Below are 17,656 nucleotides of genomic sequence, written 5' to 3'. Positions count from 1 at the left end.
ACATCGGATTGCCCTTCCCTTTCTCACCTCAATCCATTTGCTCTGACTGGATTGAGATATTATCGAAGAACCAATTAGAACAACTAACCTGTTTCTTTCGGAACTGACGACTAAAGGCAATCATGGTTTCTCTCGCTCGTAAAAACCTTCTCGAAGATATCCCCCGTTTTTTAGTTGCCCAAGCTGGAATTTTATTTGCGGTGAGTCTTGTCACTTTGCAAACAGGCATTTTTAGTGGGTTTAGTCAATCCACCGTTACCCTCATTAATAATTCTTCGGCTGCGCTGTGGGTGACATCAGATTCTCTCGTACAGTTAGAATTAACCTTACCCCTCCCTGTTTCTGAACTCATTAAAGCGCGGAAAGTGGCGGGTGTTGCTCGTGCAGAAGGGTTATTGTTTGCGGGGGCGCAATGGTATCCTCCAGAGGGAGAAATGGCGCGATCGCGCATGGTTGGTTTTAGCCCCAAGGGTCGCTTATATCGTCCTCCCAAAATCCGAGAAGGAGATCTCAATGACTTGAATGAACCTTACACCGTCATGATTGACCGCACGGATCAAGACAGTTTAAATGTGCAAAAAGTGGGAACAGAAGTGCAGATGAATGGGATATCAACAAAAGTGGTAGGGTTAACGGACGGGAATGCGTCAATGATTTCTAATCCCTTTGTCTTAACTTCTCTCAAGAATGCAACCGCGTATCTCAATGCAGGACAAACGTCTCAGATTCAGTGTCGCCTACCGCAAGGGTCATCAGAGTTAGAATGTGTCAATCGCTTTGAACCGAAGAGTGGAGAAGAGGAGTTAGTTACGCCTCCCAGTGAACCGAGAGATTTAGTTGCCTCTGATATCATTACGTTTATCTTAGTCCAGCCAGAAGCAGGAGTCGAACTTTCCCCCTTAAAACAACGATTAGAAAGCGAACTCAACCAAGTTTCAGTTTACACTCAGGAAGAACTGATCCAAAAGACCCAAACTTATTGGCAACAACGCACCGGAATCGGTTTAATTTTAGGGTTAGGAACAGTAGTGGGCATTATTGTCGGAATTGTTGTCGTCAGTCAAATTTTGTATTCTTCCGTCTCTGACCATATTCGCGAATTTGGTACATTAAAAGCAATGGGAGCTTCGGCGGGGATGATTTATCGGGTGATTATCGAACAAGCCCTGTGGATGGCAGTTTTAGGCTACTTACCCGCAATGATTTTATGTTTAGGATTAGCGCAGTGGATTAATTGGAATCAAGGGACATTATTATTAATTACACCTGTCAGCGCGATCGCCATTTTTGTGATTACGATTATCATGTGTATAGGTTCAGCCATGTTTGCGATTCAAAAAGTGAACCGTGTTGACCCAGCCATCGTCTTTAAGGCTTGACTTCTCCTCACTCTCTACCTGAGTTACTGTCGCTTTTTTCTCTCATTAATTGTGTTATTTAAAACCCCAGCGCGATCAAATTCATTTCCAACATCCAATTCCTTAACCCAGACTTCCATTTGCGCCCAAGACATTACCATGTTTTTTAAGTCGGGGCGGGAAGAAATCCCCATTCTCCATGGCATTACTTGGGAAGCACAACGCGGGAGCATTCAACTGTTAATGGGGCCCTCGGGTTCGGGAAAAACCACATTCTTGTCTATTTTAGCGGGACTCCTTACCCCCACCAGTGGACAGGTCTATTTACTCGGACAAGAGATTACAAAACTCTCTCGGAAAAAACGCACCACCTTTCGTCGCCAACACATTGGTTTTATCTTTCAAAACTTTAATCTCTTTCCCGCCCTCACGGCTGCGGAAAATTTAGAAATTATTCTCAATCTCAAGGGGATTCAGGGAAAACAAGCCCGCTACGATGCCCAATTTCTGCTCGAACAAGTGGGCTTAGACCGCTATGCCAATCAAAAACCGAGAGACTTATCGGGGGGACAAAAACAGCGAGTTGCCATTGCTCGCGCCCTAGCAGGAAACCCCCCTTTAATTATGGCAGATGAACCCACCGCAGCCCTCGACTCCCACAGTGGACATCGCATTATAGAATTATTGCGCCGTTTAGCGAAAGAACATCATTGCACAGTTTTAATTGTTACCCATGACCCGAGAATTCAAGATGTTGCTGACCACATTACCTATCTCGAAGATGGCATCCTGAAACCCTCTCCTCCTCAAGTAGATTCCTAATTCCGTTACCATTAAATCACGGGTCTAAAGCTCCTCACCTTCGCTCCGGACCCTTCTAGGGCGACTTTATCCGCTTTAGTCACTGGTAAGAATTCGTGCTAAGATAAATATTGAAGTTGGTGAGGTCGAGCCATGCTAGTTAGAGAAGCCAAACTTAAAGACGGGAGACCAGAACAGTATCAAGCACTTGATGAAGCAATTCGCACAGGACAGTTCATCAGAAATAAGTGCTTGCGATTGTGGATGGATAGTGAAAAGGTAGGAAAGTCTAAAATGCAATCTTTCTGCAAAGACTTAGCCCAAGAATTTCCTTTTGCCAAAAAGCTAAACAGTATGGCTCGACAAGCTCACGCGGATCGTGCTTGGGCTGCGGTTAAACGCTTCTATGAAAACTGTCGTCATGGGATTAAACCCGTCGGCTATCCTAAATTTAAGAAGCATAGCCGTTCGGTTGAATACAAAACTAGTGGCTGGAAACTATCAAATGATGGTTTCTGTCTAACTTTCAGCGATGGCTTCAAAGCGGGAACGTTTTCTCTCTACTGTAATGGTAAGGCAAGGGAAGATATCCTCAGAAGCAAAATTAATCGGGTGAGGGTGATTCGCCGTGCTGACGGCTATTATGCTCAATTTTGCTTAGATGTAGAAAGAGTTGAAGAAGGAACTTATACAGGGGAAGTAGTTGGTATTGATCTTGGTATTAAGTATTTCATCAAAGACCAAGACGATAACGAAGTCATCTATCCTCAGTTCTTAAGAAGGTCTGAACACAGGCTTAAGAAACTTCAACGTCGTTTAAGTAGGAGACACCAAAAAGGCAAGAAGCAGTCAGCTAACTACCATAAGGCACGCCAACAACTCGGAAAACAGCACCTTAAAGTTCAACGCCAACGTAGAGACTGGGCAATCAAGCAAGCTCAGGCGTTAGTGGCCTCGAAAGATGTCGTGGTGTATGAAGATTTAAGGGTTGCTAACTTAGTTAAAAATCATAACTTAGCCAAATCCATTTCTGATGCTGCATGGAGTCAATTCACAGGCTTTCTCGACTACTATGGAAAAGTTTGGGGTAAAGCAGTAGTAGCTGTTAATCCTGCATACACTAGCCAAGATTGTCATAACTGTGGGCATAGAAGCAAGAAATCCTTAAGCACTAGAACGCATAAGTGCCCTAGTTGTGGGATTGAAATCTGTCGAGATACAAACGCAGCATTGAACATCCTAAAAAAAGGGATGGAAGCGATAGGAATAGAATGGTCAAACAACAGTACCCAAGGGCATTGGGGAACTGCCTCGGAAGAGGGAAAGACTGGGGAGACTTCCACCTCTGCTGATGAAGGGAAACCAGAATTAGTAAGTGGTGTCGCTGAGCCAGTAACTACCTTTGGGTAGGAATCACCGTCCTTCTAGGGCGGTGAGTATGTCAAAATTCAACGAGAGGTCTCTTCAACCAATTAAGAACAACAATTATGTCTGAAATTACAACCCAAGATCTTAAACTTGATGCAGGCGATGTTCAGATTGATGCTCATTTGGCTCAACCTGCTGCTGAAGGCACTTACCCAGGGGTGATTGTGATTCAAGAAGTGTTTGGGGTCAATAGCCATATTAAAGATGTCACCCAACGGTTTGCAAAAGAAGGATACATCGCGATCGCGCCCGCAATTTATCAACGTCAAGCCCCAAGTTTTGCCGTTGGTTATACCGCCGAAGATTTAGAAGAGGGCAGAAAATATAAAGAACAAACCAAAGCCAGCGAACTCCTCAACGATATTCAATCGGCAATTAATTACTTAAAATCTCTTCCGCAATGTAACGGCAAGTTTGGCAGTATTGGCTTCTGTTTTGGGGGTCACGTGGTTTATCTCGCAGCAACCCTTCCCGATATTCAAGCCACAGCTTCCTTCTATGGTGCAGGAATTGCCACAGAAACCCCTGGTGGCGGTGAACCCACTATTACTCGCACCAAGGACATCAAAGGGACAATTTACGCCTTTTTCGGCACAGAAGATCCCCTGATTCCCTTAGACCAAGTGGATCAAATTGAAGCAGAACTTAAAAAACAGAATATTCCCCACCGTGTCTTTCGCTATGATGGAGCCGATCATGGCTTTTTCTGTGATCAACGAGCCAGCTATAACCCCACTGCTGCACAAGATGCCTGGGAACGAGTGAAAGGATTGTTTCAAGAAACTTTGAAACAGTAAACCTGTCTATGTAACCCAGTCGGGGAAAACCGATATGATATTCCTGAATGGTTTTCCCCATTTCTATTTTTTTACGCATACTGTTTAAATTAAGATGACCTCCGATTTCACCCCTTCTCCTGAATCTCAAGCTAACGTTCCTTTTTCGCAAGATGATTTTGAAAAAGCCCTCGCTGATTACGATTACCACTTCCAACAAGGAGAAGTCGTCCGAGGAAAAGCCGTTAACTACGATAATGATGTTGCATACGTTGATATTGGGGGAAAATCTCCTGGACTGCTTCCCCTGAAAGAAGCCGACATTGCAGGAACGACTCGTTTTGAAGATATCATTCCCCTTGATGAAGAATTAGAATTTTTAGTCATTCGCGAACAAAATGCCGATGGACAAGTCACCCTTTCTCGTCGTCAACTGCAAGAACAGCGCGTTTGGGAAACCTTAGAGGAATATCAAACCGAACGTAAGCCTGTGGAAATGCAAGTGACCGGAAGTAACCGTGGCGGTGTGAAAGGAGAAATTATGGGCTTACGGGCTTTTGTCCCGCGATCGCATTTACTCGCAGCCGATAATTTAGATGACCTCATTGGTCAAACGGTAACAGGACTGCTGATTGAAGTGAAGCCAGAAGACAAACGCCTCGTGTTATCGCAACGAGAAGCAGCCAAAGCTGATGCCATGGGTCAGATTATTGCAGGTAGCCTGATTGAAGGTAAAGTGGTTAATCTCAAACCCTATGGCGCATTTATTGAACTCGCTGCTGGTGTTACGGGGTTACTCCATATTAAGCAAGTGAGCCAGAAACGGGTGGAATCTTTGGAAGAAGTGTTAACCGTTGGTGAAATGATTAAAGTGATGATTGTGGATGTGGATGAATATCAAGGACGCATTGCGTTATCGACGAAAGAATTAGAACATTATCCTGGTCAGATGTTGGAGAATAAAGCCGAAGTAATGGCAAAAGCGGAATCGCGAGTGAAACAAACTGAAAGTTAATTGAGACAGCGCGATCGTTCTTCCTCCTCTGTTGTCAGGGGAGGTTTTTTATGGGCAAAAAAGGCGGAAACCATGTCCGCCCGATATTTTTTTCTACGGTTGTCATCTGCTGATCCAGTTCGGGAAACGTTAATTCCCCTTTTTATCCCGCGACTGACGACGTCGATCGCGCCACTCGATCGCGGTGAGATATAAAATCCCACCACTGACTAAGATCAGCAAGACAAACGCAACCAGAAACAGTACATTCAGGGGTGATAAAAGTTCCACAGTTCACCTCATTTAGAATCCGTTGCGTGCCCAAACTACCATCGTAATCGACCAAGTAAAGAGGGCTAAAAACGCAACCCAACCCAGTGTCAAAATATCCATAGTTCCTATTCTCTCTTAAAATTGTGTTAAAAACTCTACTGCTGTATGATAGCAAGTTGTTCAGCATTTCCCAAGCGATATCCCATTGATCAATGTGCAACATTTAACCTTCTTAAATCTACTCATAGTTGAGTAAACTTAAGCTAGGTATAGCATTACTCGTAAGAGTAAAGGGCGTTGTCGCCAAAGCCCGTAGCATAATGTTACGGGCGCCATTCCAATCTCGGTGTACGGTCTATTGATCGAGGAGAGAGGGCGAGGGGGAGTTGGGGAGAGGGAAAAGTAGGGCATTGCCCACCCTACAAGGCTCAAAAGGCTATAAAAATGGTAACTATCAATAAACTTAAACGGTAATGCGTTTTGCGTCTTCTTCCTGCACTAAGTTCGTCCAGCCTAACTCTTGCAGATTATTATTGCGACGCATGGGACGAGTGACTAATTCCAGTAAGTCGCGCGTATTGGTAAAGCCTTGAATTTGAGAGAAGGTAAACTCCACAGACCACTTGGTACTAAAACCACGGGCTTCTAACGGATTCGCGTGCGCCATCCCAGTAATCACCAAATCGGGATTTTCTGCCATAATCCGTTCAATTTGATGATAATTATCTGGTTTTTCCACAATGCGAGGAACACTGACACCCATCTCTTGACAAGTCTGTTCTAAAAGGGCTAATTCTGCGCCTTGATAGCGTTTATCCATGTAAGGAATGCCAATTTCATGAACGGTCATCCCACAACGGACGAGGAAACGGGCTAAAGAAATCTCTAAAAGATTATCCCCCATAAAAAAGACAGACTTCCCACGGACTAACTTCACATAGTCTTCTACACTGTCCCAAATCTGGGCTTCTCGTTCGTCTAAGCCTTCTGGTTCAATATTAAACACAGAACAAATTTTTTCTATCCAAGCGCGAGTTCCATCGGGACCAATGGGGAAGGGTGCACCAATCAGTTTACATTTCCGCCGACGCATTAAATTAGTCGCCGTTCGACTTAAGAAAGGATGCACCCCACAGGCATAATTCCCTTTTTCAATACTGGGTAATTCTGTAAAGCGTTTCGAGGGTAGCCAACCTGAAACTTTAATTCCCTGCTTCTTCAACTCTAAACTTAATTGCGTTTCCACCGAGTCGGGAACCGATCCAAATAGGGTTAAGGGCGGATGGTCTTTATAGTCTGTTGCTTCGGGTTGGGCTTGTTCCTCTTTTTGTCCAAAGTTCAAGAAGCGAGAAAAGCCATTTTTCTTTTCTTCTGGTTCGGGTGCTGCTTCGAGTTGCGGAGTATCATCACAACGATTGACCATTGCAGCTAAAACGGTATCTTCCCCTTGGGTAAAGGCATAATCTAAGCCATTCGCCCGCGCCACTACAATCGGAATCCCAATTTCCGCTTCTAGTTTCGGCGCGATCCCCTCTAAGTCCATTTTGATGATTTCGGTGGTGCAAGTGCCAATCCAAACAATGACACTAGGATTACGATCGCGCTTGATTTGCAAACATAACCGCTTCAATTCATCATAATCACTCAGTTTCGCCGAAACATCCCCTTCTTCTAACTCTGCCATGGCATAACGCGGTTCTGCAAAAATCATCACCCCCATTGAGTTTTGCAAAAAATAGCCACAAGTTTTCGTCCCAATCACTAAAAAGAAGCTATCTTCAATCTTTTGATACAGCCACGCCACACAACTGATCGGGCAAAACGTATGATAATTTCCCGTTTCACATTCAAAATTTAAAGCCGTTTGTTCTTCTACAGCCATTATTTTCTCCGTATTTTTGTCATTAGTCATCCGTCATTCGTCATTTGTCCTTGCCTTACGAATAACCAAGGACGAAGGACAAAGGACTATTTAAACCATTAATGCTTCTAATTCTTCGCTTTCCTCTACAGGTGTCCCTTTAGCGGTATTATCTGTAGGATTGAGATAATAATCAGATAATAAAGAGAACAGATCGCGATCGGGCGCATCATTAGGAACAACCCCTTCTGGAAGCGCAAGCAATTGATCTGCAATGTTGAGATAGTATTGCGCGACTTGATCTAACATCGGTTCCGTTTCCGCCATTTCAAAGATGGTTTTTCCCTTCACCCGAGACACGCGAATATCTTCAATTAAGGGGAGAATTTCTAAAACGGGCATGGGAACTGCTTCAATATACTTATTAATTAAATCTCGTTTCGAGGTGCGATTCCCAATTAATCCCGCTAGCCGTAAGGGATGAGTGCGAGATTTTTCCCGAATGGAAGCAGCAATGCGGTTCGCTGCAAATAGGGCATCAAAGCCATTATCCGTGACAATCATGCAATAGTCCGAATAATTTAAGGGGGCAGCAAATCCACCACAAACCACGTCACCGAGCACATCAAACAAAATCACATCATACTCATCAAACGCATTCAATTCTTTAAGCAGTTTCACGGTTTCACCAACGACATAACCGCCACAGCCAGCACCAGCTGGGGGACCCCCTGCTTCTACACAGTCAACACCACCATAACCCCGATAAATCACATCTTCTGGCCAAATATCTTCATAGTGGAAATCTTTTTCTTGTAAGGTATCGATAATTGTCGGAATTAAAAATCCAGTGAGGGTAAATGTGCTGTCATGTTTCGGGTCGCAGCCAATTTGTAAAACCTTTTTCCCTCGTTTAGCGAGAGCAACTGAAATATTGCAACTGGTTGTCGATTTGCCAATTCCGCCTTTTCCGTAAACTGATAACTTCACAGGATTTTCCTCGTGCTTTGCCTTGCTTGTTGATTGCAATTATTACGCAGTGACTTGGGAAAGAAAAGGCTTGTTTAATTAAACTTAGTCTTTAAAACAAAGTTAAAATAATCTGAAAAAAGTTAGTTCGGTATTTCTACTCTGTTAAGCTCTATAAACTTTTGTTTTGTTTTATAATTTAGATTTGTATATTACTTTATATTAAAAGTAAACAATAACAAAAAATAGAAATTGATCGAAATCCAATCAAGTTGAAAGCAAGCTATATCAATAATTTTGGGCTTAGTCTGAGGGAATGAGGAATGGATTTATGGCGTTTCCTAGTTGGTTGAGGTACGTAATGCGAGTCGGTGAATGTTCATGGTTCATAGTTCGTGGTTCATTGATTAACAACAAAGAACGAAGAACAAAGAACAAAGAACCAAAATTTAGAATGTACCTCATGAGATTGGGAAGTGCTATAAAGGAATTTTATAAAGAATATTGACAATTTCCCCCTGACTCAAGATTTCTTGTTTAGGGATAAATTGGAGAAAAGATAACTGTAACGTTCCTTTCCCCTTCTTTTCCCAGCGCGTAGGACAATAACAGTAGTTTCTTCAGTTAATAACCGATATCCTAAAGATATGTGGATCAGATTCAACTTACCAACTTGGTCTGAAATTGGTTATAAATACTGAAGGTCACAAATTACCCTGCTTTTGAGGTGAGGGCTCGAATTTGATCAGACGACCACTCCCTCCCTCTGCGCAAATGCAGCTTTCGGCGACTATTGCTTAATGTCCAACTCGCAGCCATTATTGACATGACTTATTCCTCATCTGCCAAAAAACGTCAAAGAGCCCTAACCACATTACGTGACTCCTCCCCATTTGGGAATAAATTGATTCAAGCTGGCTATGCTAGTAGTAAGGAAATTGAACAAGCCAGACAACAAGTTACTCAATCAGAAGGCAAGCAATCTTTTACCGAAGCGCTGAGTGAAGTTACTGGTAAAGAATTACCGCCTGAACTCTATCGTCAGTACAAAAAACATCATTTATTTGAATTAAAAATTTATTATGGGGTCGAGTCTCTCGATCCAGAGGTTACAGATCTCGAAGAGTATCCGATTGCAGAATTGATTGATGACATTATCCCCCTCGACCTCTGTCGTCGTCACAAGTTGCTGCCTTTGTCCAAGCGAGACACCCGCCCTCCATCCTTGTTAGTGGGAATGGTCAATCCAGATGAACTGACCGCCCAAGATGATCTAACGCGCATTTTACGCCCCAAAGGGTTTATCCCTCAGCGAGTGGTGATGACGTTGGACGATTATGAACGAATTATTGGCAAATATTTGGATGAGCAATCGGCGCAGCAAGAAGAAGCGGAAGAAGAGGATCAACTTGATGTTACGAAAGACATCGCTAATCTTGATATGGAAGGGCTGGAAGAGGTCAATGACGATACAGATGCTGACCTAGAAAAGTCATTGGGAGATGCACAAGCAGCGCCGATTATTAACTTAGTGAATCGGATTTTAATTAAAGCCCTCAAGGATGGAGTTTCTGATATTCATATTGAGCCTCAAGAAGAATATGTGAGGGTGCGGATGCGCCGTGATGGTGTTCTTCAAGAAACCTTTGACAACTTACCGATTAAAATTTCTCCCGCGATCGCGGCTCGCTTTAAAATTATGGCTGAGTTAGATATTGCCGAACGCAGGATGCCTCAAGATGGCAAGATTCGTCGGAAATATAAAGGGCGTAATGTGGATTTTCGGGTGAGCACGCTTCCCAGTCGTTATGGGGAAAAGATTGTACTACGGATTTTAGATAACAGTGCGACGCAACTGGGACTGGATAAATTAATTACAGACCAGAAAAGTTTGGATCTCGTCAGGGATATGGCGAGTCGCCCCTTTGGTCTGATTCTGGTGACTGGACCCACGGGTTCGGGGAAATCAACCACCTTGTATTCGATTCTCGCCGAGCGCAATGACCCAGGGGTGAATATTAGCACCGCAGAAGACCCCATTGAATATGCCTTACCGGGGATTACCCAGGTGCAGGTGATTCGGGAAAAAGGGATGGATTTTGCTTCCATCTTACGGTCATTTCTCCGTCAAGACCCTGATATTATTCTGGTGGGGGAAACCCGAGACAAAGAAACCGCAAAAACAGCAATTGAAGCTGCTTTAACGGGACACTTGGTTTTAACGACCTTACACACCAATGATGCTGCGGGCGCGATCGCGCGTTTAGATGAAATGGGAGTAGAACCCTTTATGATTTCCGGTTCGTTAATTGGTGTTCTTGCCCAACGTTTAATGCGTCGGGTGTGTAGTCAATGTCGTATCCCATACAACCCGACTCAAGAGGAACTGGCTCGGTTTGGTTTATCCGCAACCAAAGAAGAAGAAGTCACCTTCTACAAAGCCAATACCCTACAACCCGATGAAATTGAACAAGCCCGAAAGCAAAATAAATTGTGTAGTAAATGTAACGGCGTTGGTTATAAAGGGCGTGCTGGGGTCTATGAAATCATGGCAATGAGTGAAACCTTACAAATGCTAATTAACGAAGGGGCCCCCACAGAAAGAATCAAAGAAGCTGCGGTTGAGGAAGGGATGCAAACACTACTAGCTTATAGTTTGAATCTGGTGCGAGAAGGATACACCACCTTAGACGAAGTAGAACGGGTCACCTTTACCGACTCGGGGCTAGAAGCAGAACTGAAAGCGAAACGGAAGAGTTCACTCACTTGTAATACTTGCTCAGCAGAACTGCAACCCGAATGGTTAGATTGTCCTTATTGCTTGACCCCTCGTTTCCAAGACAATGAATAATTAATATAGCAATTCTCTCAACTGGCGAGGGACATTCTTAATTTTTGTTATTTGTTATTTGTTCTTCGTTACTGGGGACAACAGTAAGACGCTGTAACCAACCATCAATTTTAAGAGAGTGGTATTTCCGTAAAAATAACGATCAAAGGCCCCCTCGGAAGATCATTAATTATTAATTGTATAGTGTTAGTTAGATGCAGTTAATGTTTAGATTCTGGAGAAACAAAAATGGATTTAATGATCGAAGACTTGATGGAACAACTGGTGGAAAAAGGAGGCTCGGATATGCACATTCAAGCTGGTGCACCAGTTTATTTCCGCTATAACGGGAAACTGCAACCCGTAACCGATGACCCCCTTACTCCCCAAGAAACCCAACGGCTGATTTTCACGATGCTTAATAATAGCCAACGGAAACAGTTAGAGCAAAACTGGGAATTAGATTGTTCTTATGGGGTGAAAGGACTGGCTCGCTTTCGGGTTAATGTCTATAAAGAACGGGGTTGTTATGCTGCTTGCTTACGGGCTCTCTCCTCAAAAATTCCTAACTACGAAAAGTTAGGATTACCCGATGTAGTGAAAGAAATGGCAGGTCGTCCCCGTGGTTTAATCTTAGTAACAGGACCGACGGGGTCTGGGAAAACAACCACACTTGCTGCCATTTTAGACTTAATTAATCGCACCCGTCATGAGCACGTTTTAACCGTTGAAGATCCTATTGAGTATGTTTTTCCCAATGAAAAATGTCTCTTTCACCAACGGCAAAAAGGGGAAGACACAAAGAGTTTTGCCAATGCCTTAAAAGCAGCGTTGCGGGAAGACCCTGATATCATCCTCGTGGGAGAACTACGGGACTTAGAAACGATTTCTCTCGCCGTATCTGCAGCAGAAACGGGTCACTTAGTATTTGGAACATTACACACCAGTTCGGCAGCAGCAACCGTGGATCGGATGGTGGATGTGTTCACTGCCGAACAACAAGAGCAAATCCGAGCACAGTTGTCTGGATCTCTGATTGCAGTGTTTAGTCAATGTTTACCGAAGAAACAAAATCCCAAACCCGGTGAATTTGGACGCGCCTTAGCCCAAGAAATTATGGTGGTCACTCCCGCGATCGCGAACCAAATTCGAGAAGGAAAAACCTCACAAATTTATTCTTCCATCCAAACGGGAATGAAACTGGGAATGCAGACCATGGAACAGTCTCTTGCCGATTGGGTGAATAAAGGGGTGATTTCTATGGAAGAAGCTCTCTCGAAAAGTAGTAAGCCCGATGAACTCTATCGCTTAACTTCGGGAGCATCCGGGAAAGCAAAAGTTAAAGCCAATGCACGTCGTTAAAACCGACCAGATGAGTGATTAGTTGAGGAAATAAAACCATGACAACTTATGTGGTAGAAGTTCAAGATGCCAAAGGTCAACGCAGCAAAGAGAAAGTAGATGCCAATTCCCCTGTAGAAGCACAACGATTATTGCGGGGAAAATATCCCAAAATTGGTCGGGCAAAGAAAGTCGGGCTCGATCTGGATATGGATTTATCCGTGATTGAAGAACGGCTATCGGGGGTTGGTGTGAAGGATAAAGCCATTTTCTCCCGTCAGTTTTCAGCTATGGTCAACGCTGGGGTGGGGATTGTTCGCTGTTTAAGCGTTCTCTCGGAACAATGTGATAATCCGAAACTGCGAAAGGCTTTAAATGTGATTGGTAGTGATGTACAACAAGGGGTGAATCTGTCCGATGCCATGAGTAAACATCCCGAATGCTTTGACCAACTTTATGTGAGCATGGTAGAAGCGGGAGAAGCAGGTGGGGTTCTCGATGAAGTTCTCAACCGTATTGCGAAACTCTTAGAAGATATGGCGCGACTACAAGGGCAAATCAAGTCAGCGATGGCTTATCCTGTGGCTGTTGGCTTATTTGCATTTGCCGTGTTCATTGGGATGACGGTGTTTTTAATTCCCGTTTTTGCTGGAATTTTCCAAGACCTTGGGGTAGAACTACCCGCTTTAACCGTGTTTATGTTGAGTCTCAGCGACCTTTTAAGAAGCCCCAGAGTGCTGATTCCTATTGTAATTATTGGTGGGACAGTTTTTGGATTCCAACAATACTACAAGACACCCGCAGGACGGTTACAAATTGATGCTTTAATGCTCAAAATTCCAGTTTTCGGAGATTTACTCGAAAAAAATGCGGTGGCGAAATTCTGTCGAATTTTTGGAACTTTAACCCGTTCTGGTGTTCCCATTTTAAGCACCCTCGAAATTTCTCGTGATACAGCAGGAAATAAAGTCTTTGCTAATGCCATTGAAGCCTCGAAGCAAGAAGTCCAGCAAGGGGGTATGATTAGCCTGGCACTGCAACGTAAACAAGCATTTCCTCCTCTCGCGATTCAAATGATGAGTATTGGCGAAGAAACGGGAGAACTTGATGCGATGATGATGAAAGTTGCTGACTTCTATGAAGATGAGGTGGAACAAGCAGTGAAGTCTCTCACCAGTTTAATTGAACCGATTATGATGGTTGGCGTGGCAGTGATGGTGGGTGTGATTCTCTTGTCTATGTATCTGCCTATGTTCAAAGTCTTTCAAGAACTCGGTTAACCTTGCTACTGGCTCCCGAAAAATTATGCTGATTAAACAGTCGCAATACGAAACCCTCCTTGCTGAATATAGTAACCGTCACAGCGCGATCGCGCTCCTGCGTCAATATCGACCCTACTTGGAAATGTTGCCCAGTTTGCGTCGTCCAGACGAAAGTGTGATTACGATTCCACTGCCTCTGCTTCGGTTACGCAGTGGAAAATCTGCTAGTGATGACAGTTGCTCAGCCCCGAAAGCAGTACAACTCCCTTGTGATTTAGCCCTTCTTACCTGTGATCCTGAATGGAAAATCAAAATGGGGGTGGAAATTATGGTCTTTATCCATCGTCCCCAAGAACAATTTTCAGAATTGCTCCGTCGGTGGCGACAAACGGAAGTGTGGTTAAACCAAGAGTATGAATGGGTGATGCCACCTGGTAAAGAGCATATCTTTAGTGAAGGCACGCAAAAAGCCTATCCTCTCTTTGTTGGGTTTACGGAAACATCAGACAAAATTCGTCGGGGCTTGAAAGGGGCGGGATTACCGTTACTCATTCAAGCCGTCGCTGAACAAGCTGAATCGGATCAGGAAGTTCCCTTGCAAGTGGAAAATTAAACTAGATCAGAGGGGAGACGTTCCACAAAATGTCTCCCCCTCACAACAAAAAAAATCTCTATAAATCAGGAAAAACTTCTTTAACCGCAGGATGAATCAATTGCTGTTTCTGAACGTTCAACCCTTTCCCTAAAATCGGATTGCTTTCTAGGGCGGTTAAGCCTTGATCCGCAAGCTGGATCACATAAGGCAAAGTGCTGTTGTTTAAGGCTTGAGTTGCTGTCCAAGGAACAGCCCCTGGCATATTAGGAACACCAAAGTGAACCACTCCTTCTTCGGTATAAGTGGGATGACTATGAGAGGTAACTTGCAAGGTTTCCACACATCCCCCTTGATCCACAGCGACATCAACAATCACACTTCCTGCACGCATTTGTTTGACCAGTTCTCGCGTCACCAACTTGGGGGCGCGTTTTCCTGTGGTCAGAACTGCGCCAATCAGTAAATCTGCTTCTGGGACGACCGCTTCAATTTGTGAAGAGTTACTATAGAGCAGTTCCACTCGTGATCCAAAGAGGTTTTCCAGTTCGGCTAACCGTTCCACATTGACATCTAAAATCTGGACTTGCGCCCCGATTCCGACCGCCATTCGTGCAGCTTCCGTCCCAACAACCCCACCGCCGAGAATTACAACTCGTCCTGAACGTACCCCAGGAAAGCCGCCGAGTAAAACCCCGCGTCCCCCCTGTTGTTTTTCTAGATAACGCGCTCCAAATTGTACCGATAAACGCCCCGCAATAATACTCATTGGGTTCAGAAGGGGGAGTTTCCCGTTGGGGAGTTCTACGGTTTCATACGCGATCGCGCTGATGCCAGAATCAATCAAAGCCTCGGTGAGACGACGATTAGCTGCTAAGTGAAGATAAGTAAATAAAACTTGATTTTTCTGTAAATAAGTGTATTCATCAGGGAGCGGTTCTTTCACCTTAACTACCAGTTCCCGATTCCAAGCGGATTTTGGATCAGGAACAACGGTTGCTCCTGCTGCTTCGTAGTCTTGATCACTAAACCCTGCGCCGACTCCCGCTTGAGTTTCCACAAAAACTGGATGCTTCCTCTCACACAAACTGCGAACACTGCTCGGGCTTAATCCCACCCGATATTCTTGGTCTTTGGTTTCTTTGGGAACGCCGATTTCCATATTAATATCCCTTCTGTGCTGATCTGATTTGATTATGCTACAAGATCTATTAATTTCCCTGAATCTCTATCAAGACGAATAGCCAATCGCTATATTGGAGAAAATATTGACTAAGACCTAGAAAAAAAACATGAAGCGACCCCTAGCTCTGTTGACCTGTTGTTTTGGACTGTTACTGCTTCCCAGTGAAAGTTATGCTCAAGAACATCAAGGCTGTTATATGCTTGATAGCAATGGTAACCCTGTTGATCTCAATGGGCTCTGTGAGAATAGCACTTCCACCACAACATCGGGTATATTTCGCGCACCGATTAAACGTCGTCAAGGGGGAATCCCCATTATTGATGTCAGATTCAATAATGAGCGAACTGTTGAGATGATGGTTGATACTGGCGCAAGTGCAACGCTGCTATCTCCAGAAGTGGCGCAACAGTTAGGAGTGAAACAAGAAGGAACTTTTCTGGCGAATACCCCTAGCGATCGAGAAGTTGAATTTCCCGCTGGACGAGTGGAGTCGATTACTGCTGGAGGTGCTACCGCAAGAGATGTCGTCGTTGTCATTTCTCCAGCTTTATCCATGGGGTTATTAGGACAAAACTTTTTTAGCCGTTACGATGTGGTCATTAAAGAGGATGTGGTGGAATTTCATGATCGCGAATAATAAATAAAACTTGATAAAATAGTTCTTCTAGAGCGTTTCTTAGTCTGTTGAGGTACGTAATGCGAGTCGGTGGATGTTCATGGTTCATGGTTCGTGCTTCATTGATTAACAACCAACAAAGAACGAAGAACAAAAATTTAGAATGTACCTCACAAGAGTAGAAACTTCTGTATCCCTATTATTCACAACAACTGCAAATCAAACGCTATGGGTAGCATCTTCGGACAACTTTTTCGGATCAGTACCTTTGGTGAGTCACATGGCGGGGGTGTGGGAGTGATCATTGATGGTTGTCCCCCCCAACTTCCGATTTCTGCTGAAGAGATCCAAGTGGAGTTAGACCGCCGACGACCAGGACAAAGTAAAATTACCACGCCTCGTAAAGAAACCGATACTTGTCAGATTCTCTCGGGAGTCTTTCAAGGGAAAACCACTGGCACACCGATCGCGCTGTTAGTTCCCAATAAAGACACCCGCCCCCAAGATTACAGCGAAATGGCTACGACTTATCGCCCCTCTCATGCGGATGCGACTTATGATGCTAAATATGGCTTTCGTAACTGGCAAGGGGGAGGACGCTCATCAGCGCGGGAAACTATTGGACGAGTCGCAGCAGGCGCGATCGCGCAAAAAATTCTTAGTCAATTTGCCAATATCGAAATAGTGGGCTATGTGAAACGGATTAAAGATTTAGAAGCCCCCATTGATACTGATACCGTCACCCGCGAGGAAGTCGAGAAAAATATTGTTCGCTGTCCTCATGAAGAATGCGCCCAACAAATGATTGACCTGATTGACCAAACTCGACGGGATAAAGACTCCATTGGGGGCGTTGTGGAATGTGTGGTGAGAAATGTTCCCAAAGGACTAGGAGAACCCGTTTTTGATAAACTAGAAGCCGACTTAGCGAAAGGCGTGATGTCCCTTCCCGCCAGTAAAGGCTTTGAAATCGGATCAGGTTTTTCGGGGACGTTACTGCTCGGAAGTGAACATAATGATCCCTTTTATAGCGATGAAACTGGGAATATTCGCACCCGTAGCAATCATTCTGGCGGAATCCAAGGGGGACTCAGTAACGGGGAAAATATTATTCTTCGGGCTGCCTTTAAGCCCACCTCGACCATTGGTCAAGCCCAAGAAACCGTTACCAGTCGTGGAGAAGCGACCGAACTCGCTGCGAGAGGACGACATGATCCTTGTGTGTTACCCCGTGCAGTTCCCATGGTGGAAGCAATGGTGGCTCTGATTTTATGTGATCACCTACTGCGCGATCGCGCCCAATGTCATCTTTTTGACAAATAATTATCATCCTAGTACAGAAGGTAACAGAGTTTGATAGAATCTTATA

Annotated in this window: 16 protein-coding genes; 11 read left to right on the top strand and 5 right to left on the bottom strand. The window is 44.3% G+C overall.

Going from position 1 to position 17,656, the window contains the following annotated elements:
• Positions 1–122 precede the first annotated feature (122 nt).
• The 5 genes from PCC7418_RS05325 to PCC7418_RS05305 all read left to right on the top strand — a co-directional run bounded on the left by PCC7418_RS05325 (position 123) and on the right by PCC7418_RS05305 (position 5,378).
• Positions 123–1,379: an FtsX-like permease family protein gene (locus PCC7418_RS05325; RefSeq protein WP_015225148.1), complete on the top strand. Its 1,257-nt coding sequence runs from the start codon at positions 123–125 to the stop codon at positions 1,377–1,379.
• A 51-nt stretch (positions 1,380–1,430) separates the two neighbouring features.
• Positions 1,431–2,180: an ABC transporter ATP-binding protein gene (locus tag PCC7418_RS05320; RefSeq protein ID WP_015225147.1), complete on the top strand. Its 750-nt coding sequence runs from the start codon at positions 1,431–1,433 to the stop codon at positions 2,178–2,180.
• Positions 2,181–2,312: 132 nt separating this feature from the next.
• Entirely contained in the window at positions 2,313–3,569 is a 1,257-nt protein-coding gene (locus PCC7418_RS05315) for an RNA-guided endonuclease TnpB family protein (protein WP_015225146.1), read from the top strand.
• 77 nt (positions 3,570–3,646) lie between these two features.
• Complete coding sequence (locus PCC7418_RS05310; RefSeq protein WP_015225145.1) at positions 3,647–4,384, top strand: dienelactone hydrolase family protein; 738 nt, start codon at positions 3,647–3,649, stop codon at positions 4,382–4,384.
• A 94-nt stretch (positions 4,385–4,478) separates the two neighbouring features.
• Positions 4,479–5,378 (top strand): S1 RNA-binding domain-containing protein, encoded by a 900-nt coding sequence (locus PCC7418_RS05305; RefSeq protein ID WP_015225144.1) that lies wholly within the window; start codon positions 4,479–4,481, stop codon positions 5,376–5,378.
• On the opposite strand, the gene PCC7418_RS20430 is transcribed toward PCC7418_RS05305, so the two are convergent.
• From PCC7418_RS20430 to bchL, 4 genes are all read right to left on the bottom strand, one after another.
• The gene (locus PCC7418_RS20430; protein WP_171814888.1) at positions 5,375–5,584 is read right to left on the bottom strand and encodes a hypothetical protein; all 210 of its coding nucleotides are present in this window, start codon (positions 5,582–5,584) and stop codon (positions 5,375–5,377) included. The genes PCC7418_RS05305 and PCC7418_RS20430 overlap by 4 nt on opposite strands.
• A 76-nt stretch (positions 5,585–5,660) precedes the next feature.
• Complete coding sequence (gene petN, locus PCC7418_RS19730; protein ID WP_015225143.1) at positions 5,661–5,750, bottom strand: cytochrome b6-f complex subunit PetN; 90 nt, start codon at positions 5,748–5,750, stop codon at positions 5,661–5,663.
• Positions 5,751–6,093: 343 nt separating this feature from the next.
• Positions 6,094–7,512 carry a ferredoxin:protochlorophyllide reductase (ATP-dependent) subunit N gene (locus PCC7418_RS05300; RefSeq protein ID WP_015225142.1) on the bottom strand — a complete coding sequence of 473 codons (1,419 nt, stop codon included), beginning with the start codon at positions 7,510–7,512 and terminating at the stop codon, positions 6,094–6,096.
• Positions 7,513–7,602: 90 nt separating this feature from the next.
• Positions 7,603–8,481, bottom strand: coding sequence for a ferredoxin:protochlorophyllide reductase (ATP-dependent) iron-sulfur ATP-binding protein (bchL, locus tag PCC7418_RS05295; RefSeq protein ID WP_015225141.1), 879 nt, complete (start codon positions 8,479–8,481; stop codon positions 7,603–7,605).
• Between the two features lie 805 nt (positions 8,482–9,286).
• Here bchL and PCC7418_RS05285 point away from each other — a divergent pair.
• The 4 genes from PCC7418_RS05285 to PCC7418_RS05270 all read left to right on the top strand — a co-directional run bounded on the left by PCC7418_RS05285 (position 9,287) and on the right by PCC7418_RS05270 (position 14,506).
• On the top strand, positions 9,287–11,311 hold the full coding sequence (locus tag PCC7418_RS05285; RefSeq protein ID WP_015225140.1) for a GspE/PulE family protein: 2,025 nt from the start codon (positions 9,287–9,289) through the stop codon (positions 11,309–11,311).
• Between the two features lie 228 nt (positions 11,312–11,539).
• A complete protein-coding gene (locus PCC7418_RS05280) occupies positions 11,540–12,652 on the top strand; it encodes a type IV pilus twitching motility protein PilT (protein WP_015225139.1) in 1,113 nt (370 codons plus the stop codon).
• Positions 12,653–12,690: 38 nt separating this feature from the next.
• Positions 12,691–13,911: a type II secretion system F family protein gene (locus PCC7418_RS05275; protein WP_015225138.1), complete on the top strand. Its 1,221-nt coding sequence runs from the start codon at positions 12,691–12,693 to the stop codon at positions 13,909–13,911.
• Between the two features lie 25 nt (positions 13,912–13,936).
• On the top strand, positions 13,937–14,506 hold the full coding sequence (locus PCC7418_RS05270) for a hypothetical protein (RefSeq protein ID WP_015225137.1): 570 nt from the start codon (positions 13,937–13,939) through the stop codon (positions 14,504–14,506).
• A gap of 58 nt (positions 14,507–14,564) precedes the next feature.
• Here the strand turns inward: PCC7418_RS05270 and ald are convergent, their stop codons facing one another.
• Entirely contained in the window at positions 14,565–15,647 is a 1,083-nt protein-coding gene (gene ald / locus PCC7418_RS05265) for an alanine dehydrogenase (RefSeq protein WP_015225136.1), read from the bottom strand.
• A gap of 130 nt (positions 15,648–15,777) precedes the next feature.
• Between ald and PCC7418_RS05260 the strand changes: the two genes are divergently transcribed.
• Positions 15,778–16,308, top strand: a complete 531-nt coding sequence (locus PCC7418_RS05260) for a TIGR02281 family clan AA aspartic protease (RefSeq protein ID WP_015225135.1) — start codon at positions 15,778–15,780, stop codon at positions 16,306–16,308.
• A gap of 207 nt (positions 16,309–16,515) precedes the next feature.
• Complete coding sequence (gene aroC, locus PCC7418_RS05255) at positions 16,516–17,610, top strand: chorismate synthase (RefSeq protein WP_015225134.1); 1,095 nt, start codon at positions 16,516–16,518, stop codon at positions 17,608–17,610.
• Positions 17,611–17,656 lie beyond the last annotated feature (46 nt).

The sequence above is a fragment of the Halothece sp. PCC 7418 genome, assembly GCF_000317635.1.
Classification (GTDB): Bacteria; Cyanobacteriota; Cyanobacteriia; order Cyanobacteriales; family Rubidibacteraceae; genus Halothece.
The sequence above is the reverse complement of the archived record's forward strand: the minus strand, read 5'-3'. Positions and strand labels throughout refer to the sequence as shown.

What these genes read in the sequence shown, in the direction of transcription:
- PCC7418_RS05325 (WP_015225148.1), top strand. Translation starts at nt 123, where the DNA reads ATGGTTTCTCTCGCTCGTAAAAACCTTCTCGAAGATATCCCCCGTTTT.
- PCC7418_RS05315 (WP_015225146.1), top strand. Translation starts at nt 2,313, where the DNA reads ATGCTAGTTAGAGAAGCCAAACTTAAAGACGGGAGACCAGAACAGTAT.
- PCC7418_RS05310 (WP_015225145.1), top strand. Translation starts at nt 3,647, where the DNA reads ATGTCTGAAATTACAACCCAAGATCTTAAACTTGATGCAGGCGATGTT.
- PCC7418_RS05305 (WP_015225144.1), top strand. Translation starts at nt 4,479, where the DNA reads ATGACCTCCGATTTCACCCCTTCTCCTGAATCTCAAGCTAACGTTCCT.
- petN (WP_015225143.1), bottom strand. Translation starts at nt 5,750, where the DNA reads ATGGATATTTTGACACTGGGTTGGGTTGCGTTTTTAGCCCTCTTTACT.
- PCC7418_RS05300 (WP_015225142.1), bottom strand. Translation starts at nt 7,512, where the DNA reads ATGGCTGTAGAAGAACAAACGGCTTTAAATTTTGAATGTGAAACGGGA.
- PCC7418_RS05285 (WP_015225140.1), top strand. Translation starts at nt 9,287, where the DNA reads ATGACTTATTCCTCATCTGCCAAAAAACGTCAAAGAGCCCTAACCACA.
- PCC7418_RS05280 (WP_015225139.1), top strand. Translation starts at nt 11,540, where the DNA reads ATGGATTTAATGATCGAAGACTTGATGGAACAACTGGTGGAAAAAGGA.
- PCC7418_RS05275 (WP_015225138.1), top strand. Translation starts at nt 12,691, where the DNA reads ATGACAACTTATGTGGTAGAAGTTCAAGATGCCAAAGGTCAACGCAGC.
- PCC7418_RS05270 (WP_015225137.1), top strand. Translation starts at nt 13,937, where the DNA reads ATGCTGATTAAACAGTCGCAATACGAAACCCTCCTTGCTGAATATAGT.
- ald (WP_015225136.1), bottom strand. Translation starts at nt 15,647, where the DNA reads ATGGAAATCGGCGTTCCCAAAGAAACCAAAGACCAAGAATATCGGGTG.
- PCC7418_RS05260 (WP_015225135.1), top strand. Translation starts at nt 15,778, where the DNA reads ATGAAGCGACCCCTAGCTCTGTTGACCTGTTGTTTTGGACTGTTACTG.
- aroC (WP_015225134.1), top strand. Translation starts at nt 16,516, where the DNA reads ATGGGTAGCATCTTCGGACAACTTTTTCGGATCAGTACCTTTGGTGAG.